Origin of the sequence: Actinoplanes lobatus, assembly GCF_014205215.1 — a bacterium.
Taxonomy (GTDB): domain Bacteria; phylum Actinomycetota; class Actinomycetes; order Mycobacteriales; family Micromonosporaceae; genus Actinoplanes; species Actinoplanes lobatus.
Genome location: NZ_JACHNC010000001.1, coordinates 1,037,300 through 1,063,581 on the forward strand (window position 1 = coordinate 1,037,300; position 26,282 = coordinate 1,063,581).

Below are 26,282 nucleotides of genomic sequence, written 5' to 3' on the forward strand. Positions count from 1 at the left end.
GGCTGTCCCTGGCACCGCGGATGAGGGGCGGGCGGTCACGCCGACGCGTCCAGGGCGGCGATGATGTCGGCGAGCAGGTCGACGGTGTCCTCGATGCCGCAGGAGAACCGCAGGAAGCCGGGCGACGTGTCGTCACCCCACTGGGCGCGCCGGTCCGCCGTGGTGTGCACCCCGCCGAACGACGTGGCCGCGAACACCAGGTTCGCCGCGGACAGGAACCGCCCGGCCCGCTCGGCCGAGCCCAGGTCGAACGACACGATGCCGGGCACCCGCCGCATCTGCGCCGAGGCCACCGGGTAGGACGGGTCGGTGGGTAGGCCCGGCCACCGTACGCCGGTCACGTCGGGGCGCGAGAGCAGCAGCTCGGCGACCGCGGCCGCGTTGGCGCTCTGCCGGGCCAGCCGCAGGTCGAGCGTCGCGATGGACCGGTGCGCCAGCCAGGAGTCGAACGCCCCGGGCACCGCGCCGGTCTGCTTGCGCCACGTCTCGATCTTGGCCAGCAGCGCGGGGTCACCGGCGGACACGTAACCGAGCAGCACGTCGGAGTGCCCGGTCAGCGCCTTGGTCCCGGACGCGACCACCAGGTCGGCGCCGAGGGCGAGCGGCGTCTGCCCGAGCGGTGTGGCGGTGGTGTTGTCGACCGCCACGAGCGCACCGGCCTCGTGGGCGGCGGCGGACACGGCGGTCACGTCGCACACGTCGAGCCCCGGGTTGGCCGGCGTCTCCAGCAGCACGAGACGCACCCCGGTGAAGTCCGGGTACGGTCCGGCGGTCGGTACCAGGATCGTCTTCACACCCAGGTCACGGAGGGTGCCCTCGGCGAATGCCCGTACCGTGAAATAGCCGTCCGCCGGAAGGGCGACCGTGTCGCCGGTGCGCAGCACCGCGAGCAGCAGCGCCGTGATCGCCGCCTGGCCGCTGGCGAAGACCAGCGTGGGCGCGCCCTCCAGGGAGCCGATCGCCGCCTCCAGGGCCCGCCTGGTCGGGTGCTCGGTGCGGGCGTAGCCGTTCTCCCCCGGCCCGGTCATCGGGTCCAGGTGGTAGGGCGCCGCGAACACCGGCCCGGGCAGGAACGGCTCGCCGACAACCGGCGCCGGCAGTCCGGCGTGCACCGACCGGGTGCCGTCCGAGAACGAGGAGCTCACTCGGGTTTCATCTCCCGTGTCATCAGCAGTTTCACCGCGACCCGCGGGTCCACGCCCTCGTGGCACACGCGCTCGACCTGTTCGACGATCGGCATCTCCACGCCGTTCGCCCGGGCCAGGTCACGGATGGACAGGCAGCTCTTGACGCCCTCGGCGGTCTGCCGGGTGGCGATCTGCGCCTGTTCCAGGGAGTCGCCGCGGCCCAGGTGCTCGCCGAAGGTGCGGTTCCGGGCGAGCGGCGACGAGCAGGAGGCGACCAGGTCGCCGAGGCCGGCCAGGCCGGCGAAGGTGAGCGGGTCGGCGCCGAGCGCCACGCCGAGCCGGGCGGTCTCGGCCAGGCCGCGGGTGATCAGCGAGGCCCGGGTGTTGTCACCGAGGCCGATGGCGACGGCCATCCCGTACGCCAGGGCGATCACGTTCTTGCAGGCGCCACCGAGTTCGCAGCCGATCACGTCGTCGCTGGTGTAGGGGCGGAAGTGGGGCGTGGCGATGGCGTGCTGGACCTGCCGGGCGCGGCTCTCGTCGGAGCACGCCACCACGGTCGTGGTGGGCTGCCCGGCGGCGATCTCGGGGGCCAGGTTGGGCCCGGAGACGACCACGACGCGGTCCGGGGCGACACCGGCCGTCTCCACGATGACCTCGCTCATCCGCTTGAGCGTGCCGAGTTCGATGCCCTTCATGAGGGAGACCACGGTGGCGTCGCCGGGGAACGAGCCGGCCCAGTCGGCCAGGTTGCCGCGCAGGGTCTGGGCGGGCACCGCGATGGCGATCAGTTCGGCACCGGTGACGGCCTCCGCCAGGTCGGTGGTCGCGGTGACGGCCGGCCCGAGGCGGATGCCGGGGAGCGAGCCCTCGTTGGAGCCCTTCTCCCGGATCTCCGTGGCGACCGCCTCCCGCCGCGCCCACATGCGCACCTCCGACCCGGCCTCGCCGAGCACCTTGGCGAACGCGGTGCCCCAGGATCCGGATCCGATGACGGCCGCCTTCATGGCGCATCCTCCGAGGTAGTGGCCCGATGCGCGGGCCGGTCGTAGAGCGCCGGCGGTTCGCCGTCGCGGATCTCAGCGAGCAGGTCCCGGATGCCCAGCATGATCGCCTCGGTCATCTCCTCGAGCACCGCCCTGGTGGGTTCGACGCCGGCCCAGCGGCTGAGGTCGATCGGCGCGCCGGTGGTCACCGTGACGTGCGAGCGGCGCAGCTTGAGCCGGTTGGTACGCGGGTCGAAGATCGTCTGGGCGCCCCAGTTCGCGATCGGCACCACCGGGGCGCCGGTCAGCAGCGCGAGCCGGGCCGCGCCGGTCTTGCCCCGCATCGGCCACAGCTCGGGGTGCCGGGTGGTCGTCCCCTCCGGGTAGATCACCACGGCACCGCCCTCGCGTAGCGCCTCGACCAGCGTGTCCAGCGACTTCACCGCTTCCACACTGCCCCGTTCGACCGGGATCTGCCGGGTCTTGCGCAGCAGGAACCCGATCACCGGCACCTTCCAGACGCTGGCCTTGCCGAGGAACCGCGGCCACCGGCCGGCCCGCCAGACATAGTGCGCGACGACCAGGGGGTCGAAGTGCGACACGTGGTTCGGGACGAGGATCACCGGCCCGGTGGCCGGGACGTCGTTCATCCGGTGCCAGGTCTTGCGGGTCAGCACGGTCATCACCGGGAGGACCAGCATCACCGCGAGACGCTGCCAGAAACCGAGCCTGAGCTGTGCCACGGCATCCCCCGTCCCTCGATCGGCGACGCCCCTGCGTTCACCTGCGACGAAATCATGCCCGCTCCCGCCCGGTGGAACCAGGCAGGGGTCGAACCGCCGCGTCGCAGGTGACGGACACACCAGCCGGAACGGCCCGCTCGCGCCGGGGCGGGACCGCCGGGTACGGCAGACTGGCCGGGTGGTGGTGCGGAGTTGGACGGTGGTCATCCCGGTGAAGCGGCTGGGCCTGGCGAAGACACGGCTGCGCGGCGCGGTTCCGCCGGACCGGCACCCGGATCTGGCGCTCGCCATGGTTCGCGACACGGCCGCCGCGGTGCTCTCCGCCACCGCGGTCGCCGGGCTGATCGTGGTGACCGACGATCCGGCGGTCGGCGGCGCGGTCCGGGAGCTGGGCGCCCGGGTGGTGCCCGATCCGGGTGGCGGGCTGAACGCGGCGATGCGGTACGGCGCCGACCAGGCGGCCGGGCTCGGCGCGTACCGGGCGGTGCTGGCCGGTGATCTGCCCGCGCTGCGCCCGGAGCAGCTGGACGAGGCGCTCGGCCGGGTGTCGGCCCGCAGCTTCGTGCCGGACGCCGCGGGCATCGGGACGGTGCTGCTCGCCGCGCCGCCCGGGCAGGCGCTCGACCCGCGGTTCGGCGGTCCGTCGGCGGCCGCGCACGCGGCCAGCGGGGCGGTCCGGCTGGTCCGGAAGTGGCCCGGTCTGCGGCAGGACGTGGACACCGCCGCCGACCTGGACGCGGTCCTCACTCTGGGTGCGGGACCCCGGACGTGTGGCCTGCTGCGTGATCTCGGACTCACCACGGAGTGCGCGCCGGCCGCCTGAACCGGGTAGCGTGCGATGTCATGCAGGGCACGATCGCGACCTTCGACCCGCAGACCCGCAGCGGCTCGCTGCTGCTCGACGACGGGACACCGCTGGTCTTCGGCCCGGAGGCGTTCGACCGCTCCGGGCTGCGGCTCCTCCGCCTCGGTCAGCGGGTCACCATCGAGCCGGATGAGGCGGGAGCGGTCCGCCGTGTGTTGATTCCCGGAGTCGCCTGAATTGATCATCCGCTAGTTCGTTTCACGTTCCGCCGAAAGCGGCGATGATGGACCCATGCAGACCCCGCCCCGGACCCCCGAGACCCGCCGGCGTGGCCCCAACGGCCGCTTTCTGCCCAGGCCGGAGCAGACAGAGGCGCAGCCGACCGAGGCCCCCGATCCCGTGACCGCCCCTGAGCCGTCCGCCACCGAACTGGTGGTGACCGAGCGGGCCGCCGCCGCGGAACCGGTCAGCCCGGCGGCCGTGGCCGAGGCCGTGATCACCGAGCGCGAGGTGTCCGAGCTCACCGGGAGTGAGATGGTCGCCGACCTGAACGACGACGAGGACGACGAGGACGCCGACGAGACACCCGGCTACCTGCTGCCCGAGGACCGGTTCCACAACCGGGAGCTGTCCTGGCTCGACTTCAACGCCCGGGTGCTGGCCCTGGCCGAGGACCCGGGGACGCCCCTGCTGGAGCGGGCGAAGTTCCTGGCCATCTTCGCCAGCAACCTCGACGAGTTCTACATGGTCCGGGTGGCCGGCCTGAAGCGCCGGCTGAGCGCCGGCCTGCCGGTCCGCGGCGGTGACCGGTCCCCGCTGCGGCACCAGATCGAGATGATCACCGAGCGGACCGCCGACCTGGTCACCCGGCACGCCGCCTGCTTCGCCGACGAGGTCCGGCCGAAACTCGCGGCGGAGAGCATCGAGCTGGTCTCGTGGAAGGAGCTGGACGCTGCCGAGCAGGGGCGGCTGCGGACCTTCTTCCGGGAGCAGGTCTTCCCGGTCCTGACGCCGCTCGCCGTCGACCCGGCGCACCCGTTCCCGTACATCTCGAGTCGTTCGCTCAACCTGGCGGTGGCGCTGCGGTACCCGGAGGGCGACTCGCCGGAGCTGTTCGCCCGGGTCAAGGTGCCGAACAACGTGCCCCGCTTCGTGACCGTGCAGAACGACAACCGCGGCGTGCGCTTCCTGCCGGTCGAGGAGCTCATCGCGGTCCACCTCAACCAGCTGTTCCCGGGGATGCAGATCCTGGAGTGGCACCTGTTCCGGGTGACCCGCAACGCCGAGCTGGAGGTCGACGAGGACCGCGACGAGGACCTGCTCCAGGCCCTGGAGCGGGAGCTGGCGCAGCGCCGGTTCGGTCCGCCGGTGCGGCTGGAGGTGGCCGCGTCGATCAGCGATCACGTGCTCGACCTGCTGGTCCGCGAGCTCGACATGGACAGTCAGGACGTGCTGCGGGTGCCCGGCCTGCTGGACCTGTCGGCGCTGTGGCAGGTGTTCGGCGAGTGCGACCGGGACGATCTGAAGGACCGCCCGTTCGTGCCGGCGACCCACCCGCACCTGGCCGACGGCGAGGTGCCGCGCAGCGTGTTCAACCGGCTGCGCGAGTCGGACATCCTGGTGCACCACCCGTACCACTCGTTCTCCACGAGCGTGCAGCGGTTCATCGAGCAGGCGGCGGCCGACCCCAACGTGCTGGCCATCAAGCAGACGCTGTACCGGACGTCGGGCGACTCCCCGATCGTGGACGCCCTGGTCGACGCGGCGGCCGCCGGCAAGCAGGTGGTGGTGCTGGTCGAGGTGAAGGCCCGGTTCGACGAGGTGGCCAACATCGCCTGGGCGCGGACCCTGGAGCGGGCCGGCTGCCACGTGGTCTACGGCCTGGTCGGCCTGAAGACGCACTGCAAGACCGCCCTGGTGGTGCGGCAGGAGGGCAACCAGATCCGGCGCTACTGCCACATCGGCACCGGCAACTACCACCCCAAGACCGCCCGGCTGTACGAGGACTTCGGCATGCTGACCGCCGATCCGGAGGTGGGCGCCGACGTCACCGACCTGTTCAACGTGCTGACCGGGTACAGCCGTCAGACCACGTACCGGCGTCTCCTGGTGGCGCCGCACGGTGTCCGCAAGGGCCTGCTGGAGCGGGTCGACGAGCAGGCCCGGATCGCCCGGGAGGGCGGCGAGGCGCTGGTCCAGTTCAAGGTGAACTCGCTGGTCGACGAGAAGACCATCGACGCGCTGTACCGGGCCTCGCAGGACGGGGTCAAGGTGGACCTGATCATCCGGGGCATGTGCGCGCTGCGGCCCGGCATCGCCGGCCTGTCGGAGAACATCCGGGTCCGCTCGATCGTCGGCCGGTTCCTGGAGCACTCGCGGGTGTTCCGGTTCGGTCCCGGGCCGGACTCCGAGTACTGGATGGGCTCCGCCGACCTGATGCACCGCAACCTGGACCGCCGGGTGGAGGCGCTGGTCAAGGTGACCCTGCCGTCGGCCCGCGAGGAGCTGCGGCACGTGCTGGAGTTCTCGATGGGCGAGCAGACCGAGGGCTGGGACCTGGACGCCGACGGTGTCTGGCACCGCGGCGCCGGCACCCCCGGCCGTCCGCAGGTGCACCTCCAGGCCGCCATGCTGCGCCGGATCATCGGCAAGAAGCAGCACTGATGCCGGCTGGTTCCACCGGGGCCGTCGAGCGGGCGGCAGGCGGGGTGCTCTACCGCCCGGCCGCTGCCGGTCTCGAGATCTGTGTGGTGCACCGGCCGCGCTACGACGACTGGAGCCTGCCCAAGGGCAAACTGTCCGACGGCGAGCCGCCGCTGGTCGCCGCGGTCCGGGAGGTCGAGGAGGAGACCGGCGCCGCCGGGATACCGCAGTTGCGGCTGCCCGACGTCGACTATCCGCTGCCCGGCGGGCGGCCGAAGAACGTGGCGTTCTGGCTGATGCGGGCCGGTTCGGACGGTCCGGTGCGGGACACCGACGAGGTCGACGAGCTGGCGTGGCTGCCGTTGGCCGAGGCGGCCGCGCGGCTGACGTACGCCGATGAACGCGAAATCGTGGCGCATGTCGCCGCTCTGCCGCCGGTGACCGCGGTGATCGCGCTGGTCCGGCACGCCCGGGCCGGGGAGCGCAGGAAGTGGGCCGGCCGTGACGAGCTGCGGCCGATCGATCCGGTCGGTGTGAGGCAGGCGGACCGGATCGCCGCCCTGCTCACCCCGTTGCGACCGCGGCGTCTGGTGGCGGCGCCGCCGCTGCGCTGCGCCCAGACGCTGGAACCGCTGGCCGCGGCGCTCGGCGGTCAGCCGATCGTGCGGGACAGCGCGGTCGCCGAGCCGCCCGGCCCGGACCGGTTGCCGGCCCGGCTGGCCGCGGCCCGGTCCCGGCTGGCCGAGCTGCGCGCACACGAGCGGGTGGTGGTGTGCAGCCAGGGCAAACTGATGCCGCATCTGCTCGCGTCGCTGCACGACGACGGCGCCGCCGAGCGGTTCAGAACGCCGAAGGGCGACGGCTGGCTGCTGACCTGGTCCGGCGACCGGTTGCTGGGCGCGTCCCGGCTGTGACGGCACGGCCCGGCGGGTCCGCCCGCCAGAGGCCGATCTGGTCGCCGGTCAGCCAGCGGGCCCGCCACAGCTCGTCCCGGCGGGGTTCCCAGTCCCGGTGGGGCAGCAGGGCGAGGCGCCAGCTCAGCACCCCGGCCAGGTACCACCCGTAGAGCGGGACGGCGCCCAGCCATCCGTCCAGCCTCCGGTACGAGCACCGCGGCGCCGCCCAGCAGACCGCGATCCCGGACCATCCGCAGGTGATCAGCCAGTCCAGCACCGGCCACCCGGTACGGTCCTCGGCCAGGTCGCCGAGAGTCCACCCGGGTACGACCGCGACGGCGAACAGTGCCGCCGCGACGGTGGCCCGGGCGGTCAGGCCGCGTGGTCTCGATCGGTCCATGCCCGGACCGTAGGCCGCCGGAACCGAACCGCGTGGCCACACGGAAAAGGCGTCCACCCAACGGTGGACGCCTTTTCGTCGCCTCTGCTCAGCGGGCCTTGCGTGCAGAGGCGGTACGTGCCCGGGCCGGCGCCGCGGCCGGGGTGGCGGTCTTACGGGCGGTCCGCTTGGCCGGAGTGGCTTTCGCGGTGGTCGCCGTCTTCTTCGTGGCCGGCGCCGTGGCGGCCTTCTTGGTGGCCGTCTTCGTAGCCGGCGCCGTCTTGGTGGCGGTCGTCTTCTTGGCGGCCGTGGTCTTCGCGGTGGTCGCCTTGGTGGCCTTGGCGGCGGCCGTCTTCGTGGCCGCCTTCGTGGCCGTCGTCTTGGCCGGCGCCGCCTTGGTGGCGGTCGTCTTCTTGGCGGCCGCGGTCTTCGCGGTGGTCGCCTTGGTGGCCTTGGCGGCGGCCGTCTTCGTGGCCGCCTTCGTAGCGGTCGTCTTTGTAGCGGCCGTCTTTGTAGCGGTCGTCTTCGTAGCGGTCGTCTTGGCAGGCGCCGTCTTGGTGGCGGTCGTCTTCTTCGCGGCCGCGGTGGTCGCCGTCTTCTTGGCGGCGGTGGCCGCCTTCGCCGGTTTTCCGCTCGCCACCAGTTCGCGGAATGCGCTGCCCGCCTTGAAGACCGCGACCGACGTCTTCTTCACCTTGACCGGCTCACCGGTCCGCGGATTGCGCGCGGTGCGCGCATTGCGTGCCCGCTTCTCGAACGAACCGAATCCGGTGAGCGCGACCTTGTCACCCTTGGCAACGGCGTTCTGCACCTCACTGATGAACGCGTCCAAAGCCAGGGTCGCCGTCTTCCTGTCTCCCAGCCTGCCGGCGAGCGCCTCGATGAGCTCGGCCTTGTTCACGATTTCCTCCTGGGCGTGACGTGAGAACTGGCCCGTCGAAGGCCATTCTGCGCGCACGGTATGCCCTGTGACCCGGTTACAGAAACATTCAGGGGAAAAATGCGTTGTGTCCCAACGAATTCGCCCCTGCCGGGTGACCCGGCAGGGGCGAATTGGCGATGCGGAACTAAAGAACGACGGCCGGCTTGAAAGCGGGGCGGCCCTTCTCGTACGCGGTAATCGCGCCTTCGTGCCGCAGCGTCAGTCCGATGTCGTCGAGGCCCTCCATGAGGCGCCAGCGACTGAAATCGTCGATCGGGAACCCGTAGGCGGCGTCGTCCACCCGGACCACGCGGCCCTCCAGGTCGACGGTGATCTCCTTCTCCGGCTCGCTCTCGGCGAGGTCCCAGAGGCTCTCCACGATCTTCTGGTCCAGCTGGATCGGGAGCAGGCCCTCCTTGAGGGAGTTGCCGCGGAAGATGTCACCGAAGCGGGAGGCGATGACCGCCTTGAAGCCCCAGTCGCGCAGCGCCCAGACGGCGTGCTGCCGGGACGAGCCGGTGCCGAAGTTCGGTCCGGCGACCAGGATGGTGGCGCCCGCGTGCCGCGGCCGGTTCAGCACGAAGTCCGGGTCCTCGCGCCAGGCGTTGAAGAGCCCGTCCTCGAAGCCGGTCCGGGTGACCCGCTTCAGGTAGACCGCCGGGATGATCTGGTCGGTGTCCACGTCGGAGCGGCGCAGGGGCATGACCTTGCCGCTGTGGGTGACGAACTTGTCCATGACTGATGTCTCCCGGCTGGTCAGAGGTCGGCGGGGGCGGCCAGCCGGCCGACCACGGCGGTGGCGGCGGCGACCTGCGGTGAGACCAGGTGGGTGCGCCCGCCCTTGCCCTGCCGGCCCTCGAAGTTGCGGTTGGAGGTGGACGCGGCGCGCTGACCGGGGCTGAGCGTGTCCGGGTTCATGCCCAGGCACATGGAACAGCCGGCGAACCGCCACTCGGCGCCCGCCTCGGTGAAGACCTTGTCCAGGCCCTCGGCCTCGGCCTGCTCGCGCACCTGGTAGGAGCCCGGCACGATCATCATGCGGACGCCGTCGGCCACCGTGCGGCCACGGATCACGTCGGCGGCGGCGCGCAGGTCCTCGAGCCGGCCGTTGGTGCACGAGCCGACGAAGACCACGTCGACCGGGACCTCACGGAACGGGGTGCCCGGGGTGAGGTCCATGTACGCCAGCGCGCGCTCGGCAGCGGTGCGCTCGACGTCGTCCAGGAAGTCCTCCGGGTTCGGCACCACGCTGTTCAGCGCCGCGCCCTGGCCCGGGTTGGTGCCCCAGGTGATGAACGGGCTGATCTGCGAGGCGTCCAGGATGATCTCGGTGTCGTACTCGGCGTCCTCATCGGTGGCGAGGGTCTTCCAGTACCCGACCGCGGCGTCCCACTGCTCGCCCTTCGGGGCGTGCTGACGGCCCTCGAGGTACGCGAACGTGGTCTCGTCCGGCGCGATCATGCCGGCCTTGGCGCCCCACTCGATCGACATGTTGCAGATCGTCATCCGGCCCTCCATGGAGAGCTTGCGGATGGCCTCGCCGCGGTACTCCACGATGTGGCCGTTGCCGCCGCCGGTGCCGGTCTGCGTGATCAGGGCGAGGATCAGGTCCTTCGCGGAGACGCCCGGGCCCAGCTCGCCGACCACGGTGACGGCCATCGTCTTCGGCTTGGCCTGCGGCAGCGTCTGGGTGGCGAGCACGTGCTCGACCTCGCTGGTGCCGATGCCGAAGGCCAGCGCGCCGAACGCGCCGTGGGTCGCGGTGTGCGAGTCGCCGCAGACGATCGTCATGCCGGGCTGGGTGAGACCCAGCTGCGGGCCGATCACGTGCACGATGCCCTGGTTCACGTCACCCAGCGGGCGGATCTCGACACCGAACTCGGCGCAGTTCTTCCGCAGCGTCTCGATCTGCGTGCGCGAGGTCGTGTCGGCGATCGTGAACAGCTCACCGCGCTTGGTGTTGAACGCGGGGTCCGCATACCCGGTCGGGGTGTTGTGGTCCTCCGTCGCGAGCGTGAGGTCGGTCCGGCGAACCGGCCGGCCGGCCACCCGCAGACCGTCGAAGGCTTGCGGGCTGGTGACCTCGTGCAGCAGGTGCAGGTCGATGAAGAGCAGGTCGGGCTCACCCTCGGCCGTGCGCACCACGTGGTCATCCCAGACCTTCTCGGCCAGGGTCCTGGGTTTCCCGCTCTGGGGAGTGACTCCCACCATCTGGACATCCTAAATTCTGGAATGTATGTTTCGGCTTGTGGGACACAGTATGAGCGGTGTAGGCGTTCTCGACAAGGCGGTAGTCATCCTCGCCGCGTGTGTCGACGGCGCCAGCCTGGCCGAACTCGTCGAGCGCACCAAGCTGCCGCGGGCGACCGCACATCGCCTGGCCCAAGCTCTGGAGATTCATCGGATGCTGGTGCGGGACACTCAAGGAAGATGGCGTCCAGGACCGAGATTGGGCGAGTTGGCCAATGCCGCACCGGACGTTCTCCTGACCGCCGCCGAGCCTCTTCTGTCCGCGTTGCGGGACGCGACCGGCGAGAGCGCTCAGCTCTACCTGCGCCGTGCCGATGAGCGCATCTGCGTCGCCGCCGCCGAGCGCGCCAGTGGCCTGCGCGACACCGTGCCGGTCGGCTCGGTGCTGCCGATGGTCGCCGGTTCGGCCGCCCAGATCCTGCTCGCGTGGGAGCCGCCCGAGGCGGTGATGCCGCTCCTGCCGCGCTGCAAGTTCACCGGCCGCACGCTGGCCGAGGTCCGCCGCCGCGGCTGGGCACAGAGCGTCGCCGAACGCGAGCCGGGTGTGGCGAGCGTCTCCGCGCCGATCCGCGACCGGACCGGCCGGGTGATCGCGTCCATCTCGATAAGCGGTCCGATCGAGCGACTGGGCCGCCGACCCGGTGAGCGTCACGCCATGGCCGTCGTCCGCGCCGGCCAGCGCCTGTCCGGCCTCTGACCCTCCTCCCCTCGCCACCCCGTCCGCCCCGCCTCCGAGCGGGGCGGCTTCATTTCCCCCTCCCCCACGCGGCGCGGCTTCGCCTCCGGCGAAAGATCGCGATGAGTGGATAGGCTGCCGCCGTGAGGCTCTTCGGGCAGGGCGATCGGCTCTTCGGGCGCGAAACCGAATGCGCCGTCCTGGACGGCCTCCTCTCCGGGGCGCGATCCGGGCACAGCGCGGCCTTGGTGCTGCGCGGCGAGGCCGGCACGGGCAAGACCGCATTGCTTCGGTACGCGCTGAGCACGGCACCCGGCGCACCAGCCGGAAGCGGCGCGCCCGCCGGAGGCAGTGCGCCCGCCGGAAACGGCGCCGGGGCGCTCGTCATCAGCGGTGTCGAGGCGGAGGCCGGGCTGCCGTACGCCGGGCTGCACCGCCTGCTCATCCCGCTCCTGCCGGAACGCGGCCACCTCCCGCCCGCCCAGCGCGCCGCCCTGGAGGTGGCCTGCGGTCTCACCGACGGCCCCACCCCCGACCTCTACCTGGTCAGCCTCGCCGCGCTCACCCTGCTGGCGGCCGCACCCCGGCTCTGTGTCGTCGACGACGTGCACTGGCTCGACCCGGACTCGGCCCGCGCCCTCGCCTTCGTGGCCCGCCGCCTGCACGCCGAGGGTGTCGTCCTGCTGTTCGGCCAGCGGGTGGTCGCCGAGGATCCGGGGCTGCTCGCCGGCCTGGACGTGCTGGAGGTCACCGGCCTGGCCCGGGACGCCGCCATGGCGCTGCTCTCCGACGTGGTCGCCGGCGACCTGGACCTGGGTCTGGCCGAGCACGTCGCCCAGAGCACCGGCGGCAACCCGCTGGCCCTCACCGACCTGGGCCGGGAACTCACCGCCGAGCAGCTGCGCGGCGCCTCCCCGCTGCCCGAGCCGGTGCCGATCGGCAGCCGTCTGGAGGCGCACTACTCGGCGCGGGTCAGCGGCTACCCGGACGCCACCCGGACCTGGCTGGTGCTCGCGGCGGCCGGGGCGGGCGCCCGCCACGACCATCTGCTGGCCGCCGCCGGGCTCCTGGCCGTCCGGCCGGAGGACGCCGCGCCCGCCGAGTCGGACCGGCTGGTGTCCGGCACCCCGCCGGTGGTGTTCCGGCATCCCCTGGTCCGCTCGGCGGTCTACGGCGACGCCCCGCCCCCGCGCCGCCGGGCCGCGCACGCCGCCCTGGCCGCCGCGATCACCGGTGACGCCGACGCCGACCGCCGCGCCTGGCACCTGGCCGCCGCCACCGCCGCGCCGGACGAGACGGTCGCCGCCGAACTGGAGCGCCGTGCCGACCGGGCCGGCGCCCGGGGCGGGCACGCCGCCCGGGCCACCTTCCTGAGCCGGGCGGCCGAGCTGACCCCGGACGAGACGGTCCGCACCGGACGCCGGGTGGAGGCGGCCGCCGCCGCGATGACGGCCGGCGCGCCCGCCCGGGCCCTGCTGCTGCTGGAGACCGCCGACGACGATCACCTGTCCGGGCCGGCCCGCGGGTCGGCGCTGCTCACCCGGGCCCTGGCCACGGTCAACACCGGCGCGCCGACCGCGCTGCGGGACGCCACCGCGCTCTGCCTGGAGGCGGCCGGCGCGTTCGGCGCCGACCACGGCCGGGCCCGGCGGGCCGCGGTGCAGGCCGTCGACCACGCCATCGGCGCGGAACACCTGTCGTCGGTGAGCGAGACCACGGTCGCGGCCGAGGCCGCCCGGCTCGCCGCCACCGATCCGGACGGGCTGGACGGGCTCCTGCTGGCCGGTTACGCGTCGTTCATCCAGGACGGGTACGCCGCCTGCGTACCCCCGCTGCGCCGGGCGATCGCCGCGATCGCCGACCCGGCCCTCCCGGACGAGACGCTGCGCCGCCGGTTCGTCGTCGGGATCAACTACTGCAACCTGCTCTGGGACGACGACACGAAACTGCTGCTGCTGGACCGGGCGGAGGCCGCCGCCCGGCGTACCGGCGCCCTGCACACGCTGGACCTGGTCCACTTCGTCGGCGCGATGACCGGCGCGGCGCTGGGCCGGCTGCGGCACGCCGACCGGCACGACGCCGCCGGGCAGCGGCTGCGCCGGTCGATCGGCATCACCGCCGAGCAGGAGCAGGTGTGGCGGCATCCGGAACTGGTGGCCTGGCGTGCCCCGGACGGCTTCCGCGAGACGGTTCCGCAGGCCCTGGGGGTCTTCGCGATGCTGCACATGGGCGGCATGCACACGGTCACCCGGCTCGCCGTGGCCGGTCTGGAGATCGCGAGCGGCGCCTATCCGGCCGCCCGTGAGCTGCTGCTGGACATCGTCGACCTGGGCCGGCCCCGCCGGTACGCCTGGGCGCTGCCCGATCTCGTCGAGGCCGCCGTCCGGTCCGGCGACCGCGCGACGGCCGAACTCGCCTGCGCCGACCTGACCTCGGCCGCCGTCAACAGCGGCACACCCCGGGCTCTGGGCCTGCTCGACCGGTCCCGGGCCCTGCTGGCCGCGCCCGGGGAGGCCGAGGAGCACTACCGCGCCGCCGTCGAGCGGCTCGCCACCACACCGGCGTACGGCGACCTGGCCCGGGCCCGGCTGCTCTACGGCGAGTGGCTGCGCCGCCGACGGCGCCGGCGGGACGCCCGGGACCAGCTCGCCGCGGCGCTGGAGATGTTCGAGGAGGCCGGGGCCACGGTGTTCGCCGGGCGCGCCCGTGCCGAGCTGGGGGCGACCGGGGAAAGTGTGCGCTCACCCGTACCGAAGGAGAGCGAAACGGCCTTGACCCCGCAGGAGGCCGCCGTGGCCCGCCTGGCCGGCGCCGGGGCGACGAACGCGGAGATCGCCGCGCACCTCTACCTGAGCCCCAGCACGGTCGACTACCACCTGCGGAAGGTGTTCCGGAAGCTCGGCGTCACCTCGCGGCGGCGGTTGCGGGGAGTGTTGCACGACTGACTACGAGTTCCACGGGATTCGCCGGTGGGCGCGTTCCCACCAGGATCGTAGGACATGAAGCCGATCGTTCTTGTGCACGGATTCTGGGTCACGCCGCGCAGCTGGGAGAACTGGGTCGCCCACTACGAGGCCAAGGGCCACCGGGTGATCGCGCCCGCCTACCCCGGCTTCGAGGTCGAGGTGGAATCCCTCAACGCCGACCCCACCCCGATCCTGGACGTCACCGTGCCGCGGATCATCGAGCACCTGGAGGAGCAGATCCGGGAGCTGCCCGAAGCACCGATCATCATCGGTCACTCGGCTGGCGGCGCGTTCACCCAGATCCTGCTGGACCACGGGTACGGCGCGGCCGGCGTGGCGATGAACTCGGCGCCCACCGAGGGCGTGCGGGTGGTGCCGCTGTCCCAGGTGAAGTCCACCTTCCCGGTGTTGAAGAGCCCGGCGAACCGGCACCGGGCGGTGCCGTTGACGCTGGAGCAGTGGACCTACGCGTTCACCAACACGTTCACCGAGGACGAGTCGAAGGCCCTCTACGAGCGGTACGCGATCCCGGCCAACGGGGGCATCCTGTGGGGCAGCGTGCTCGCCAACTTCCAGCCCGGCCACCAGGACACCTGGGTCGACTACCACAACGACGAGCGGGCGCCGCTGCTGTTCGTCTCCGGCTCCGAGGACCACATCATGCCGCCCGAGGTGCAGCGGTCGAACCGCAAGCACTACAAGTCGAACACGGTGACCGAGATCCGCGAGTACGAGGGCTACGCCCACCTGCTGCCCGCCCAGAAGGGGTGGGAGCAGATCGCGGACGAGGTCCTGGACTGGGCCCTGCGGCACGCCCGGTGAACGACCTGCGGATCACCCACATCGGCGGCCCCACCACCCTGATCGAGGTGGCCGGCGTGCGGCTGCTCACCGACCCGACCTTCGACGAACCGGGCCGGCGGTACTCGTTCGGCCTGGGCACGTCCTCGGTCAAGACGGCCGGCCCAGCGGTGGCCGCCGGCGAACTCGGGCCGATCGACGCGGTACTGCTCACCCACGATCACCACGGGGACAATCTGGACGTCGCGGGCCGGGCGCTGCTGCCGTCCGTACCGGTGGTGCTGACCACCGTGAGCGGGGCCCACCGGCTCGGCGGCAACGCCACCGGGCTGGCGCCGTGGCGGTCCGCCCGGGTCGGTGAGATCGAGGTCACCGCCACCCCGGCCCGGCACGGCCCGCCGCTGAGCCGGCCGATCGTCGGCGAGGCGATCGGGTTCGCCCTGCGGCCGCCGGGCAGCTCGTCGGTGATCTGGATCTCCGGGGACACCGTGCTGTTCGGCGGGGTCCGGCAGGTGGCGTCCCGGTTCACCGTCGACACCGCGATCCTGCACCTCGGCGAGGTGCGGTTCGGGCTCACCGGCCCGATCAGCTACACCATGAACGGCCGGGACGCGGCCCGCCTCGTCGCATCGCTGCGGCCACGGACGGTGGTGCCGGTCCACTACGAGGGCTGGTCGCATTTCCATGAGGGCCGTGCCGGTGTGGAGGCCGCCTTCCCGCCCGGCACCCTGACCTGGCTCACACCCGGCGTGCCCACCACGGTCTAAAGCAGAGCGGCCCGCACCTTGATCGGTGCGGGCCGCTCTCGCTGTAGTCCCGAAGGGATTCGAACCCTCGCTACCGCCTTGAGAGGGCGGCGTCCTAGGCCGCTAGACGACGGGACCAGGTCTTGCCAGATCTCACTTCACCTCCGGCTTTCCCCGGCGGCGGGCTGAACTCTATCAGCCCGCCGCCCGCAGCCGAAATCGGATATCCACCCACCTCAGAGCCTGACCGGGCGGCTGGCGCCGCACGGTCCGACCCGGGCGGCTGGCGCCGCACGGGTCACTGGGGCCGGCTGGTTGGCAGGGCTGTTTCGGGGGTGAGACAGCGCTGGCGGCCAGCCGGCCGACGGGTGCCGGGTGCCGGGTGCCGGGGGATGCGGTTGAGGGTGGGCGCTGCGCGTACCGGGAATGGGGCTGGAAAACGAAACGGCCCGCATCCGGAGATGCGGGCCGTTTCCGATGTAGTCCCGAAGGGATTCGAACCCTCGCTACCGCCTTGAGAGGGCGGCGTCCTAGGCCGCTAGACGACGGGACCAGGACGTGCTGTTCACTGCTTCCAGCACTGCCCTCCCAGAGGAGGGCCGCGCTGGGGTACCAGGACTCGAACCTAGACTAGCTGAACCAGAATCAGCCGGGCTGCCAATTACCCCATACCCCATTTGGCCCGGCTTGCCGCGCCGGAGAGAACTTTACCTGAGGCCTACCGGACCGCCAAATCGGGTCACCCGAAATGATCAGTGTGGTGCCGCGCCCACTCCGCGTAGGTCGTCGCGGGGCGGCCGAGGAGATCGGCGACCGTCGACGCCGCCTGCTGGGGATGTGCCGTGAGCTGGGCGAGCCCGTCCAGGTACCAGCGGCCGTACTCCCCCATGGCCAGCTCGAACTGGGCGACCGCGGCCTCGCCGGTCAGCTCGACGTAGGTGAGGTCCCGGCCGAGGCCCTCGGCCAGGGCGGCGACCTTCTCCGGACGGCTGAGCGCCTGCGGCCCGGTCAGCTCATAGGAGCGACCCTCGTGGCCGTCGCCGAGCAGCACCTCGGCGGCGACCGCGGCGATGTCCTCCTGGGCGATGGGTGCGTTGATCGCGCCGGGGAACGCGTCCCGCACCTCGTCGCCGGCCCGGATCTGCGGGGCCCAGATGGTGGCGTTGGCCATGAACTCGCCGGGTTCCAGATGGGTGAAGGGCACTCCGCAGGCCTCCACGCCGTCCTCGACCGCCTGCCAGTGGTCGCCCTTCGCGCCGGCCATGTCGACGATCCGGCCCACCCCGGCCTCGGCGGCCATCCGGCAGACCTCGAAGACGGTGGCCGGGTCGGGTGCGAGGTACACCACATCGGCGCCGGTCAGGGCGGCGGCGACGGTCGCCGGCCGGCGGAAGGAGCCGCGCACCACCTCGACGCCGGGTGGCAGCGCGGCCCGCCCGGGATCGACGGTGAGCGCCCGGACGTCGTCCGCGCCCCGGGCCAGCAACTCGTCGACGACCATCCGGCCCACGTTCCCGGTGGCGCCGGTGACAAGGATCTTCATTCTCGTACCCCCTACGGAAACCGCCTTCCCGTAGGGTATACGGAATCATGGAGAACTACCCCCTGCTCTGGCGCGGAAATCTGCCCGCGAAGAAGGCCGCCGGGCGCCCGCCGCGGCTCAGCGTCGACGCGGTGGTGGCCTCGGCCATCCGGATCGCGGACGCGGACGGCCTGGAGGCGGCCTCGATGGCGCGGGTGGCGACCGATCTCCGGGTGGCGACCATGACGCTCTACACGTATGTACCCTCCCGCTCGGTCCTGGTCGATCTGATGGTCGACCAGGTGCTGCTGACCCGGCGGCTCGGCGCGGACGCCGCGGGCTGGCGGGAGCGGGTGGCCGTCTTCGCGGCGCGGACCCGGGAGATGTTCGTGGCACACCCCTGGCTGACCGAGGTGTCGCTGGTGCGGCCACCGCTGGGGCCGGGCACGATGGCCGAGCGGGAGTACATGATCGCCACGCTGAGCGGCCTGGGCCTGCCGGTCGGGGAGATCAACCGGGCGGCGATCACGGTGACGGCGTACGTCTACGCGTTCGCCCGGGAGGCCGGTGAGGACGCACGGCTCAGCCGGGTCAGCGGGCAGTCCACCGAGTCGTGGTGGTCGGAGCGCGGCGAGTTCTGGGAGAAGTGGTTCGACGTGGAGGCGTACCCGGCGATGACCGCGCTGTGGAACGCCGGCGGCTTCGAGGACCAGGCCGCGTTCGATTACGGCCTGGCCCTGCTGCTGGACGGGATCGAGCGGTCAGTCGAGTGACACGACCGGGTTCCGCAGCTCGCCGATGCCCTGGACGCTGACCGAGACGGTGTCCCCCGGGACGATCTTGCTGACCCCGGCCGGCGTGCCGGTGAGGATGATGTCGCCGGGCAGCAGCGTCATGACGTGCGACACGTAGGAAATCAGGGTCGGGATGTCGAAGACCATGTCCTTCGTACGCCCGATCTGGCGGACCTCCAGGTTCTGCGGGTCCTGGCCGACCTCGCAGCGCACCTCGACGTCGCTGACGTCCAGCCCGGTGACGATCCACGGGCCGATCGGGCAGAACGAGTCGAAGCCCTTGGCCCGGGTCCACTGCGGGTCGCTGCGCTGGAGGTCGCGGGCGGTCACGTCGTTGCCGCAGGTGTAGCCGAAGATCGCCTTCTCGGCGCCGGCCCGGTCGACCCGGCGGGCGCCGCTGGCCCCGATCACCACGGCCAGCTCGGCCTCCTCCTCGACCTGGCCGGTCACCGAGGGGATGCGGATGGCGTCGCCGGGGCCGATCACCGAGGTGGACGGCTTGATGAAGATCAGCGGCTCGGTGGGCACCTCGTTGCCCATCTCCTTGGCGTGGTCGGCGTAGTTGCGGCCGATTCCGATCACCTTGCTGGAGAAGATCGGGGCGAGCAGCCGGACGTCGGCCAGGGCCCACCGCTGCCCGGTGAAGCGCACCTCGTTGAAGGGCAGGCTGTCGATCTCGGCGACCGTCAGGCCCGAGGAGCCGTCGCCCTCGACGACGCCGAACGACACTCCACCGGCATGAACAAAGCGGGCGAAACGCACGGGATGATCCCATCTGTAGCGGTGCGGGCGCCCGGCCGGCTGTCGGGGCCGGGCATTCCCCTACAACCTATGCCGATCGGGTTTCCGCACCGAGCCGCGGGAATGGTTCCAGGGCGAACACCACCTCGACCGGAACCTCGAAGTAGGTGCAGATCCGCAACGCCAGGTGGAGGCTGGGGCTGAACTCGCCGCGCTCCAGGTAGCCGACCGTCTGGTAGTGCACCCCGAGGGCGTCGGCGAGTTGCCGCCGGGTGATGCCGCGCTCGGCGCGCAGCATCGCGATCCGGTTGTAGGTGACCTCACTGGCCATGCCTCTTCCGCGCTCCCTCAGACGGTCATCCGGGTCATCGCCCGCTCGCGCCGCGCCGCCACCGCGGAACCGGACTCCCGGCGGGCCATCCGGCGCAGGATGCCCGGCGCCAGCACCAGCCCGGCCACCGACCACGCCACCAGCACCCCGGCCGTCTGCGGGTGGCGCCAGGAGCCGCCGATCTCCGCGGCCGCCAGGGCATCCGGCAGGAAGGCCGATCGCAGGCCCAACCCTAGCCAGTAGACCGGGAACACCTGCGCGACGCCCTGCACCCAGCCGGCCAGCGCCGTGACCGGGTAGAAGATGCCGGAGACCACGGTGAGACCGAGGATCGGCAGCATCATCAGCGACGCCTGGCGCGGATTCTCGAAGAGCGCACCGAGCACCGCGCCCAGCGGCATGGTCGCCAGGAACGCCAGCGGCAGCAGCCAGAGCAGGACCAGCACACCGTCGGCGCCCAGGGTCAGGCCGTCCACCAGGAAGAGCCCGGGCACCAGAACGAACAGGCAGCTGACCACGGCCACCCCGGCGACCAGAACGATCTTGCCGATCAGGTAGCCGGTCATCCCGTGCGGCGTGGCCTTGGCCCGCAGCAGGGTGCCGTCCTCCCGGTCCATCGTGAGGTACTGCATCATCGTCATGAATCCGCTGAACACGATGAGCATGGCGAGCGAGCCGACCAGGCTGTGCGCGCCCAGCGCGAACCCGGTGCCGGGAATGGTGCTGTCGCGCATCCAGATGAGCGCGATCACCAGGAAGAAGGCGGGCAGGAAATACCCGAACAGGTCGGTCCCGCTGCTCATGCTCTGCCGCAACTCGATCAGGCCGCGCCGCACGCCCAGCCCCACCACCCGCATCATCGCGCACCCCCCTCGGCTTCCTGGACCAACTTCATATACGTCTCCTCGAGGCTGCTCGGCCGCACCTCCAGGTCACCGATCGCGTCGCCGTGCTGGCGGAACAGCTCCCGCACGAAACCGGTCGCGTCGGCCGCCGAGTGCACGAACCGCTGCCCCTCCCGCGTCCAGCGGATCTCCGTCTCGCCGGCCACCTGCCGGGACAGCTCGTCGGCCGAGCCGTCCGCGACGATCCGGCCCTTGGCCAGGATCAGGATGCGGTCGGCCAGCTTCTCCGCCTCGTCGAGGTCGTGCGTGGTCAACATGATCGTGGTCTCGTCCACATCGGTCAGCCGGTGCACCAGATCATGGAACTCGCGCCGCGCCTCCGGGTCGAAGCCGACCGTCGGCTCGTCGAGGAAGAGCAGCTCGGGGCGCCCGACGATGCCGATCGCGACGTCGAGGCGGCGCCGCTGGCCGCCGGACAACCGGGCGATCCGGGTGCCCGCCGACCCGGTCAGCCCCACCACCTCGAGCAACTCGTCGACCGGCCAGGGGCGCGGGCGGTCGGCCGTCGAGAACTCCGCGTAGTAGCCGCCGAGATGGTGCAGCAGCTCCCGGACCTTCCACTTGCTGTGGTCGCGCCAGGATTGGAGCACCACCCCGAGCCGGGCCCGCCACTGCTCCGCCCCCTGCTCCGGGTCGACACCGAGCACGCGGACCTCGCCACCGGATCGCCGGCGGAAGCCCTCCAGAATCTCGATCGTGGTCGTCTTGCCCGCGCCGTTGGGCCCGAGCAGGACGAGCACCTCGCCGGCGGACGCCGTGAAGTCGACGCCGGCCAGCACTTCCTTGTCGCCGTAGGACATGCGGAGATCGCGGACCTCGATGACCGGCTCCGCCCCCGGCGTGTCGGCCACGGACCCCGCGGCCAATACCGATCCCGTCATGTCGAGCACACTATCAAAGTCGTAGTACATGTACTACACATCAGCGTACGTCTTTAGTGCCACTTCTGGTGGCGGAACTCATTCGCGCCAAACGGTGATCGTGTTGATCGCCTTGGCTAGATACATTGGTGCGATGGGGATCAAGCAGGTGAGGGCACTCACCACCACGCTGCCCTCGGTCACCTGGATTCCCCTCGCCCGGGCGCACTCCGAGCGCGCCGACCAGATGACCGCGGGCCACCGTGCCCGTCGCGCGACGGGCGACAAGCACGCCATCGAAGACTTCCTGTACGACTACTACGGGACCCGCCCGTCGCTGCTGCGTCGCTGGCACCCCGGAGTCGGCACCGGTCTGTCCCCGGCCCCCGACGGCCTGGCCGAGCACGCCGGCTGGAAGTTCTACATGACGTACGAGGGCGGGGTCGTCACCCTCGACCAGGACGCGTTCATGCACGCCCGCGCCGAGAGCGTCCGTTACATCCACGGCCTGCTCACCGCGACCGCGTCCCGCCCGGTCTTCTCCGGCTGCTTCGGCCTGCACGAGTGGGCCATGGTCTACCGCGACGCGGAGCACCGCCACGAGCTGCCGCTGCGCCTCGGCCAGGAGGGCACCGACCAGGTGGTCGAGCAGCACAGCATCCGGTGCACCCACTTCGACGCGTTCCGGTTCTTCACGCCCGAGGCGGTCGGGCTCAACCGGTTGCAGCCCACCCGTGCCACGCAGGTCGACCTGGACCAGCCCGGCTGCCTGCACGCCGCGATGGACGTGCACAAGTGGGCGCAGAAGCTCGGGCCCGCCGTCCCGGGCGCGCTGGCCCTGGACTGCTTCGCCCTGGCCGGCGAGATCCGGCTGCTGGACATGCAGGCGAGTCCGTACGATCTGACGTCCTACGGCCATCCCCCGGTCAAGATAGAGACCGCGGAGGGCAAGGCGGAGTATGTGGCTCGCCAGCGCGAGCTGGCCCGCCGGGCGGCCGGTCTGCGCAGCCGGCTGATCCGCGTCTGCGAGGCCCTGCTCGGGCCGGAGGCCGCCGCGCAGAACCGCGAGGCCGTTGCCCCTTTCAACCAGCGCTGACCAGGGAGGACCTGCAACCAGCGCTGACCGGGGAGGACCCGGCTCGGGCGGCTCCACGCTGAACCACCCGAGCCGAGCCGGCGGCCGTGTCGGAGACCGCCTCCAGCCGGCCCGTCACTTGGGGACGCACTCCACGTGGGCCGCAACTGGGGCCCGGCCTGGCTGCCACATATCGGGTAGTTGCCACCAGGCCGGGCATGACGCTGAGCATACCGCCAGTTGCGTGGCGACAGGTAGTCCCATGACCGATGGTAAGTACCCTAACGGGTGAGCAGGTGGGATCGCAGGGCCGCCACCTCGTCGTCGGTGAGACCGATCTCCTTGACGTAGGACTCGACCGACCCGTGCAGCTCACGGAGGTCACCGAGGAACAGGTGCATGGCCTCGGCCGGGGAGTCGAACATGTGGTCCTTGCCCTGGATCGACTCCGGGCTCGTCAGGCGAATGGACTCGGTCAGCGGGCGCATCGCCTCGGTGGTCAGCGCGTAGTCGGCGGCGATGTCCTCGTCGGACACCCCCAGCAGCGACAGGGTCAGCGCGCACACCGTGCCGGTCCGGTCCTTGCCGGCCATGCAGTGCACCACCACCGGCGCGGCCTCCCGGTCGGCGATCAGGCGCAGCGACGCGGCGATGCCCTCCCGGCCGTCCTCGGCGAAGTTGAGGTAGCGGTCGGCCAGCCAGCGGTCGCGCACGGCGTCCTCGGGGTGCTCGAGCCCGTCCCAGTCCACGTGCCGGAGCACCAGGTTGTGGTAGTCGACGCCGTGCGACTCGGCGACCCGGCCGAACTTCCGCACCTCGAACGGACGCCGCAGGTCGATCACCGTCCGGACCCCGAGAGCCGCGAAGATCCTGGTGTCGTCCTCGTCCAGGCTGTGCAGCGCATCGGCCCGGAACAGCCGCCGCCAGCGCACCCGGCGCCCGTCGAGACCGGCGTAACCGCCCACGTCCCGGAAGTTGTAGGCGTTGGAGAACGGCAGGTTTCGTGAATACGCTTCGGCCACCACGCCCTCAACCTATCCGCCGGCACCGATCGCCTCACCGGTCGATTTCGTCACTCTTGCCGGTACGTTGCGTCTCAGCTATTGGATTTCCGGCGTCTACTGCGGTAGCCCGTGGCATGCTTCCATCCGTGACCCACTCCGTGCTGATTATTCGCACCTGGCGCGCCGGCTGACCTCTCGCCGACGCGCAGACCTCCCGCATCCGCGGGGGGTCTTTTTGTTGTTGCTGTGGGTGACCGACCGAAAGGACATCCCCTGATGGAGTACCAGGTGTTCGACACGACGCTGCGCGACGGTGGGCAGCGCGAGGGAATCAGCTACACGGTCGCCGACAAGCTCGCCGTCGCGCGCCTGCTGGACGAGTTCGGAGTGGGCTTCATCGAGGGCGGCTGGCCCGGCGCCATGCCCAAGGACACCGAGTTCTTCGAACGGGCGAAGACCGAGCTGGAGCTACAACACGCGGTGCTCGTCGCGTTCGGGGCGACCCGCAAGGCCGGCGTCGACGTGGCCGACGATCCCCAGGTCAAGGCGCTGCTGGACGCCGGGACACCGGTGGTCTGCGTGGTCGCGAAATCCGACATCCGGCACGTCGAACGGGCCCTGCGCACCACCGGCGACGAGAACCTGGACATGGTCCGGGACACCGTCCGGCACCTGGTCGCCAACGGCCGGCGCGCCTTCGTCGACTGTGAGCACTTCTTCGACGGTTTCCGGCACGACCCGGAGTACACCGCCAGTGTCGTGAAGGCGGCCGTCGAGGCGGGCGCCGAGCGGGTCGTCATGTGTGACACCAACGGCGGGATGCTCCCCTCGATGATCACCAAGGCGATCAACGAGGTGGTCGAGCGGACCGGGGTGACCCCGGACCGGCTCGGCATCCACTGCCAGAACGACACCGCCTGCGCGGTCGCCAACACGGTCGCCGCGGTCGAGGCCGGGGTCAAGCACTTCCAGTGCACGGCCAACGGGTACGGCGAGCGCCCAGGCAACGCCGACCTGTTCGCCACGGTCAGCAACCTGCAACTCAAGCTCGGGCTGAAGGTCCTACCGGACGGATGCCTGGAGAAGGCGACGCGGGTCTCCACCGCGCTCGCCGAGATCGCCAACATCGCCCCCGACACCCACCAGGCCTATGTCGGGGCCGCGGCGTTCGCCCACAAGGCGGGCCTGCACGCGAGCGCGATCAAGGTGGATCCGCTGCTCTACAACCACATCGACCCGTCGGTTGTCGGCAATGACATGCGGATCCTGGTAACCGAGATGGCCGGCCGGGCCAGCATCGAGCTCAAGAGCCGTGAGCTCGGACTGGACCTGGCCGGCCACCCCGACACCCTGTCGAAGGTGACGCAGCGGGTCAAGGACCTGGAGGCCGAGGGCTGGTCCTTCGAGGCCGCCGACGCCTCCTTCGAGCTGCTGGTCCGCAACGAGCTGCCCGGCGCGGACGTGGCCAGGCCGTTCACCCTGGAGTCGTACCGGGTGCTGGTCGAGCACCGCGAGGACGGCACGGTCATCTCCGAGGCCACCGTCAAGATCCGGGTCCGCGGCGAACGGGTGATCGCCACGGCCGAGGGCAACGGCCCGGTCAACGCCCTGGACGAGGCGCTGCGCACCGCCCTCGGCAACCACTACCCGCAGCTGAAGACGTTCGAGCTCTCCGACTTCAAGGTGCGGATCCTGGAGGGCAGCCACGGCACCAACGCGATCACCCGGGTGCTGCTGGAGACCAGCGACCACAACCGCGAGTGGACCACGGTCGGCGTCCACGAGAACATCGTCGAGGCCAGCTGGACGGCCCTCGTGGACTCCCTCACCTACGGCCTGTCACGCAGTTCTGCTCCCGCCTGACGCTGTTCCCGGGCGGCCGCTCCGATCATCTCGATCGCGGCCGCCCGAGGCATCGGGTCCAGTTGACGGCCGTCGCGCAGCCGTAGCGCCACGCTGCCGTCGGCGGCCTCCCGGGCGCCGATCACCGCGAGGTACGGGACCTTCCGGCAGTCCCGGATCCGGGCGCCGACCGAACCGTCGTGCAGCACCTCCACCCGCAGGTCGGCGGCCTGCGCGGCGAACTCCCGGGCCGCGGCGTCCTGGTCGGCGCCGACCGGCAGGACCGCCAGCTGGACCGGGGCGTACCAGACCGGGAACGCGCCGCCGTGCACCTCGATCAGGTGCCCGAAGAGCCGCTCCATCGACCCGGCCAGGCTGCGGTGCACCATCACCGGACGGGACCGGCCGCCGCTCGCGTCCGCGTACTCCAGCTCGAACCGCTCCGGCTGGTGGTGGTCGACCTGGACGGTGGCGAGGGTCCACTCCCGGCCGGACGGATCGACCACCTGGACGTCGATCTTCGGGCCGTAGAACGCCGCCTCGCCCGGCGCGTCGGCGTACGAGATCCGCTCTTGCGAAAGCGCGGCGCGCAGCACCTCCTCGGCCCGCGCCCACATCGCGTCGTCGCCGCCGTACTTCTTCCCGGGCCCGCGCAGCGACAGCCGGTAGGAGACCGGGCCCATGCCGAGCGCGGCGTGCGCCTCGCGCATCAGCCGCAGCACCCCGGCCACCTCGGCGCTCGCCTGCTCCTCGGCGCAGAAGACATGCGCGTCGTTGAGCAGCATCGAACGGACCCGGGACAGGCCGCCGAGAACCCCCGAGCGTTCCGCCCGGTACATCGGTCCCAGCTCGGCGATCCGCAACGGCAGTTCCCGGTACGAGCGACCGCGCGACCGGAAGATCAGGGCGTGATGCGGGCAGAGGCTGGGACGCAGCACCAGCTCGTCCTCACCGACCCGCATCGGCGGGAACATCTCGTCGGCGAAGTTGTGCCAGTGGCCGGACAGCTCGTACATCCGGCGCCTGCCCAGCGCCGGGGAGTGGACGTGCCGGTAGCCGGCGCGGCGCTCCAGGTCGTACAGATAGGACTCGACCTCGTGGCGGGCGGCCGCGCCGGCCGGCAGCCAGAACGGAAGGCCCGCGCCGATCAGCGGGTCGGAGTCGAACAGGTCCAGCTCGCGGCCGAGCCGGCGGTGATCTACGGACATCGTGGGTCTCCCTCGAGAAACGGGGACCCCGGAACGACACAGCCCCGGGCAGGTCGCCCG

Annotated in this window: 25 protein-coding genes and 3 tRNA genes; 11 read left to right on the forward strand and 17 right to left on the reverse strand. The window is 71.7% G+C overall.

What is annotated here, in order from left to right; all coding sequences use genetic code 11:
* Window positions 1-35: 35 nt before the first annotated feature.
* The 3 genes from BJ964_RS04565 to BJ964_RS04575 are packed head-to-tail and all read right to left on the reverse strand — an operon-like array spanning window position 36 to window position 2,856.
* Window positions 36-1,145, reverse strand: a complete 1,110-nt coding sequence (locus tag BJ964_RS04565) for a cystathionine gamma-lyase (RefSeq protein ID WP_188119507.1) — start codon at window positions 1,143-1,145, stop codon at window positions 36-38.
* Complete coding sequence (locus BJ964_RS04570; RefSeq protein WP_188119508.1) at window positions 1,142-2,134, reverse strand: NAD(P)H-dependent glycerol-3-phosphate dehydrogenase; 993 nt, start codon at window positions 2,132-2,134, stop codon at window positions 1,142-1,144. Before BJ964_RS04570 ends, BJ964_RS04565 begins: the two co-directional genes overlap by 4 nt.
* Window positions 2,131-2,856 carry a lysophospholipid acyltransferase family protein gene (locus BJ964_RS04575; RefSeq protein WP_188119509.1) on the reverse strand — a complete coding sequence of 242 codons (726 nt, stop codon included), beginning with the start codon at window positions 2,854-2,856 and terminating at the stop codon, window positions 2,131-2,133. The genes BJ964_RS04570 and BJ964_RS04575 overlap by 4 nt, the downstream gene beginning before the upstream one ends.
* 181 nt (window positions 2,857-3,037) lie before the next feature.
* Between BJ964_RS04575 and cofC the strand changes: the two genes are divergently transcribed.
* From cofC to BJ964_RS04595, 4 genes are read left to right on the forward strand one after another with little or no spacing between them, the layout of a single operon-like run.
* A complete protein-coding gene (cofC, locus tag BJ964_RS04580) occupies window positions 3,038-3,679 on the forward strand; it encodes a 2-phospho-L-lactate guanylyltransferase (RefSeq protein WP_188126787.1) in 642 nt (213 codons plus the stop codon).
* A gap of 20 nt (window positions 3,680-3,699) precedes the next feature.
* A complete protein-coding gene (locus BJ964_RS04585) occupies window positions 3,700-3,897 on the forward strand; it encodes a cold-shock protein (RefSeq protein ID WP_183216600.1) in 198 nt (65 codons plus the stop codon).
* 55 nt (window positions 3,898-3,952) lie between these two features.
* Window positions 3,953-6,325, forward strand: coding sequence for an RNA degradosome polyphosphate kinase (locus tag BJ964_RS04590; RefSeq protein ID WP_188119510.1), 2,373 nt, complete (start codon window positions 3,953-3,955; stop codon window positions 6,323-6,325).
* Window positions 6,325-7,218 carry an NUDIX hydrolase gene (locus tag BJ964_RS04595; protein ID WP_188119511.1) on the forward strand — a complete coding sequence of 298 codons (894 nt, stop codon included), beginning with the start codon at window positions 6,325-6,327 and terminating at the stop codon, window positions 7,216-7,218. Before BJ964_RS04590 ends, BJ964_RS04595 begins: the two co-directional genes overlap by 1 nt.
* On the opposite strand, the gene BJ964_RS04600 is transcribed toward BJ964_RS04595, so the two are convergent.
* From BJ964_RS04600 to leuC, 4 genes are all read right to left on the reverse strand, one after another.
* On the reverse strand, window positions 7,145-7,600 hold the full coding sequence (locus tag BJ964_RS04600) for a hypothetical protein (protein WP_188119512.1): 456 nt from the start codon (window positions 7,598-7,600) through the stop codon (window positions 7,145-7,147). The two genes, BJ964_RS04595 and BJ964_RS04600, sit on opposite strands and share 74 nt — an antisense overlap.
* Window positions 7,601-7,688: 88 nt before the next feature.
* Window positions 7,689-8,480 carry an HU family DNA-binding protein gene (locus BJ964_RS04605; protein ID WP_188119513.1) on the reverse strand — a complete coding sequence of 264 codons (792 nt, stop codon included), beginning with the start codon at window positions 8,478-8,480 and terminating at the stop codon, window positions 7,689-7,691.
* Between the two features lie 166 nt (window positions 8,481-8,646).
* Window positions 8,647-9,237 (reverse strand): 3-isopropylmalate dehydratase small subunit, encoded by a 591-nt coding sequence (gene leuD, locus BJ964_RS04610; RefSeq protein ID WP_188119514.1) that lies wholly within the window; start codon window positions 9,235-9,237, stop codon window positions 8,647-8,649.
* Between the two features lie 20 nt (window positions 9,238-9,257).
* Window positions 9,258-10,712, reverse strand: a complete 1,455-nt coding sequence (gene leuC, locus BJ964_RS04615) for a 3-isopropylmalate dehydratase large subunit (RefSeq protein ID WP_188119515.1) — start codon at window positions 10,710-10,712, stop codon at window positions 9,258-9,260.
* 49 nt (window positions 10,713-10,761) lie between these two features.
* On the opposite strand from leuC, the gene BJ964_RS04620 reads away from it, so the two are divergent.
* From BJ964_RS04620 to BJ964_RS04635, 4 genes are all read left to right on the forward strand, one after another.
* Window positions 10,762-11,448 carry an IclR family transcriptional regulator gene (locus BJ964_RS04620; protein WP_014447202.1) on the forward strand — a complete coding sequence of 229 codons (687 nt, stop codon included), beginning with the start codon at window positions 10,762-10,764 and terminating at the stop codon, window positions 11,446-11,448.
* A 122-nt stretch (window positions 11,449-11,570) separates the two neighbouring features.
* Window positions 11,571-14,372, forward strand: a complete 2,802-nt coding sequence (locus tag BJ964_RS49010) for a helix-turn-helix transcriptional regulator (RefSeq protein WP_188119516.1) — start codon at window positions 11,571-11,573, stop codon at window positions 14,370-14,372.
* Window positions 14,373-14,426: 54 nt separating this feature from the next.
* Window positions 14,427-15,215 carry an alpha/beta hydrolase gene (locus tag BJ964_RS04630; protein ID WP_188119517.1) on the forward strand — a complete coding sequence of 263 codons (789 nt, stop codon included), beginning with the start codon at window positions 14,427-14,429 and terminating at the stop codon, window positions 15,213-15,215.
* On the forward strand, window positions 15,212-15,961 hold the full coding sequence (locus BJ964_RS04635; protein ID WP_188119518.1) for an MBL fold metallo-hydrolase: 750 nt from the start codon (window positions 15,212-15,214) through the stop codon (window positions 15,959-15,961). The genes BJ964_RS04630 and BJ964_RS04635 overlap by 4 nt, the downstream gene beginning before the upstream one ends.
* Window positions 15,962-16,005: 44 nt before the next feature.
* On the opposite strand, the gene BJ964_RS04640 is transcribed toward BJ964_RS04635, so the two are convergent.
* The 4 genes from BJ964_RS04640 to BJ964_RS04655 all read right to left on the reverse strand — a co-directional run bounded on the left by BJ964_RS04640 (window position 16,006) and on the right by BJ964_RS04655 (window position 17,483).
* Window positions 16,006-16,078: transfer RNA gene (locus BJ964_RS04640), tRNA-Glu, on the reverse strand.
* A 342-nt stretch (window positions 16,079-16,420) separates the two neighbouring features.
* Window positions 16,421-16,493, reverse strand: a tRNA-Glu gene (locus BJ964_RS04645).
* Window positions 16,494-16,544: 51 nt separating this feature from the next.
* Window positions 16,545-16,616, reverse strand: a tRNA-Gln gene (locus BJ964_RS04650).
* Window positions 16,617-16,679: 63 nt separating this feature from the next.
* On the reverse strand, window positions 16,680-17,483 hold the full coding sequence (locus BJ964_RS04655) for an NAD(P)H-binding protein (protein WP_188119519.1): 804 nt from the start codon (window positions 17,481-17,483) through the stop codon (window positions 16,680-16,682).
* 47 nt (window positions 17,484-17,530) lie between these two features.
* On the opposite strand from BJ964_RS04655, the gene BJ964_RS04660 reads away from it, so the two are divergent.
* Window positions 17,531-18,235: a TetR/AcrR family transcriptional regulator gene (locus BJ964_RS04660; protein ID WP_188119520.1), complete on the forward strand. Its 705-nt coding sequence runs from the start codon at window positions 17,531-17,533 to the stop codon at window positions 18,233-18,235.
* Here BJ964_RS04660 and BJ964_RS04665 read toward each other — a convergent pair.
* From BJ964_RS04665 to BJ964_RS04680, 4 genes are all read right to left on the reverse strand, one after another.
* Window positions 18,224-19,018: a fumarylacetoacetate hydrolase family protein gene (locus BJ964_RS04665; protein WP_188119521.1), complete on the reverse strand. Its 795-nt coding sequence runs from the start codon at window positions 19,016-19,018 to the stop codon at window positions 18,224-18,226. The genes BJ964_RS04660 and BJ964_RS04665 overlap by 12 nt on opposite strands.
* Before the next feature lie 67 nt (window positions 19,019-19,085).
* Window positions 19,086-19,328, reverse strand: coding sequence for a helix-turn-helix transcriptional regulator (locus BJ964_RS04670; protein ID WP_183216626.1), 243 nt, complete (start codon window positions 19,326-19,328; stop codon window positions 19,086-19,088).
* A gap of 17 nt (window positions 19,329-19,345) precedes the next feature.
* A complete protein-coding gene (locus BJ964_RS04675; RefSeq protein WP_188119522.1) occupies window positions 19,346-20,188 on the reverse strand; it encodes an ABC transporter permease in 843 nt (280 codons plus the stop codon).
* On the reverse strand, window positions 20,185-21,114 hold the full coding sequence (locus BJ964_RS04680; RefSeq protein WP_188119523.1) for an ABC transporter ATP-binding protein: 930 nt from the start codon (window positions 21,112-21,114) through the stop codon (window positions 20,185-20,187). Before BJ964_RS04680 ends, BJ964_RS04675 begins: the two co-directional genes overlap by 4 nt.
* Window positions 21,115-21,247: 133 nt before the next feature.
* Here BJ964_RS04680 and BJ964_RS04685 point away from each other — a divergent pair, with 133 nt between their 5' ends.
* The gene (locus BJ964_RS04685; protein WP_183216632.1) at window positions 21,248-22,189 is read left to right on the forward strand and encodes a 3-methyladenine DNA glycosylase; all 942 of its coding nucleotides are present in this window, start codon (window positions 21,248-21,250) and stop codon (window positions 22,187-22,189) included.
* 260 nt (window positions 22,190-22,449) lie between these two features.
* Here BJ964_RS04685 and BJ964_RS04690 read toward each other — a convergent pair whose 3' ends face one another.
* Window positions 22,450-23,193, reverse strand: a complete 744-nt coding sequence (locus BJ964_RS04690) for a tyrosine-protein phosphatase (protein ID WP_188119524.1) — start codon at window positions 23,191-23,193, stop codon at window positions 22,450-22,452.
* 255 nt (window positions 23,194-23,448) lie between these two features.
* Here BJ964_RS04690 and cimA point away from each other — a divergent pair, with 255 nt between their 5' ends.
* Window positions 23,449-25,035: a citramalate synthase gene (cimA, locus tag BJ964_RS04695; protein WP_188119525.1), complete on the forward strand. Its 1,587-nt coding sequence runs from the start codon at window positions 23,449-23,451 to the stop codon at window positions 25,033-25,035.
* Here the strand turns inward: cimA and thrS are convergent.
* Window positions 25,002-26,222, reverse strand: a complete 1,221-nt coding sequence (thrS, locus tag BJ964_RS04700) for a threonine--tRNA ligase (RefSeq protein ID WP_188119526.1) — start codon at window positions 26,220-26,222, stop codon at window positions 25,002-25,004. The two genes, cimA and thrS, sit on opposite strands and share 34 nt — an antisense overlap.
* Between the last annotated feature and the right edge of the window lie 60 nt (window positions 26,223-26,282).

Excerpts from the sequence above, each read along its gene's own strand:
- BJ964_RS04570 (WP_188119508.1), bottom strand. The coding sequence starts at position 2,134 with ATGAAGGCGGCCGTCATCGGATCCGGATCCTGGGGCACCGCGTTCGCC.
- BJ964_RS04585 (WP_183216600.1), top strand. The coding sequence starts at position 3,700 with ATGCAGGGCACGATCGCGACCTTCGACCCGCAGACCCGCAGCGGCTCG.
- BJ964_RS04590 (WP_188119510.1), top strand. The coding sequence starts at position 3,953 with ATGCAGACCCCGCCCCGGACCCCCGAGACCCGCCGGCGTGGCCCCAAC.
- BJ964_RS04595 (WP_188119511.1), top strand. The coding sequence starts at position 6,325 with ATGCCGGCTGGTTCCACCGGGGCCGTCGAGCGGGCGGCAGGCGGGGTG.
- BJ964_RS04600 (WP_188119512.1), bottom strand. The coding sequence starts at position 7,600 with ATGGACCGATCGAGACCACGCGGCCTGACCGCCCGGGCCACCGTCGCG.
- leuD (WP_188119514.1), bottom strand. The coding sequence starts at position 9,237 with ATGGACAAGTTCGTCACCCACAGCGGCAAGGTCATGCCCCTGCGCCGC.
- leuC (WP_188119515.1), bottom strand. The coding sequence starts at position 10,712 with ATGGTGGGAGTCACTCCCCAGAGCGGGAAACCCAGGACCCTGGCCGAG.
- BJ964_RS04620 (WP_014447202.1), top strand. The coding sequence starts at position 10,762 with ATGAGCGGTGTAGGCGTTCTCGACAAGGCGGTAGTCATCCTCGCCGCG.
- BJ964_RS04630 (WP_188119517.1), top strand. The coding sequence starts at position 14,427 with ATGAAGCCGATCGTTCTTGTGCACGGATTCTGGGTCACGCCGCGCAGC.
- BJ964_RS04655 (WP_188119519.1), bottom strand. The coding sequence starts at position 17,483 with ATGAAGATCCTTGTCACCGGCGCCACCGGGAACGTGGGCCGGATGGTC.
- BJ964_RS04660 (WP_188119520.1), top strand. The coding sequence starts at position 17,531 with ATGGAGAACTACCCCCTGCTCTGGCGCGGAAATCTGCCCGCGAAGAAG.
- BJ964_RS04670 (WP_183216626.1), bottom strand. The coding sequence starts at position 19,328 with ATGGCCAGTGAGGTCACCTACAACCGGATCGCGATGCTGCGCGCCGAG.
- BJ964_RS04675 (WP_188119522.1), bottom strand. The coding sequence starts at position 20,188 with ATGATGCGGGTGGTGGGGCTGGGCGTGCGGCGCGGCCTGATCGAGTTG.
- BJ964_RS04680 (WP_188119523.1), bottom strand. The coding sequence starts at position 21,114 with ATGACGGGATCGGTATTGGCCGCGGGGTCCGTGGCCGACACGCCGGGG.
- BJ964_RS04685 (WP_183216632.1), top strand. The coding sequence starts at position 21,248 with ATGGGGATCAAGCAGGTGAGGGCACTCACCACCACGCTGCCCTCGGTC.
- cimA (WP_188119525.1), top strand. The coding sequence starts at position 23,449 with ATGGAGTACCAGGTGTTCGACACGACGCTGCGCGACGGTGGGCAGCGC.
- thrS (WP_188119526.1), bottom strand. The coding sequence starts at position 26,222 with ATGTCCGTAGATCACCGCCGGCTCGGCCGCGAGCTGGACCTGTTCGAC.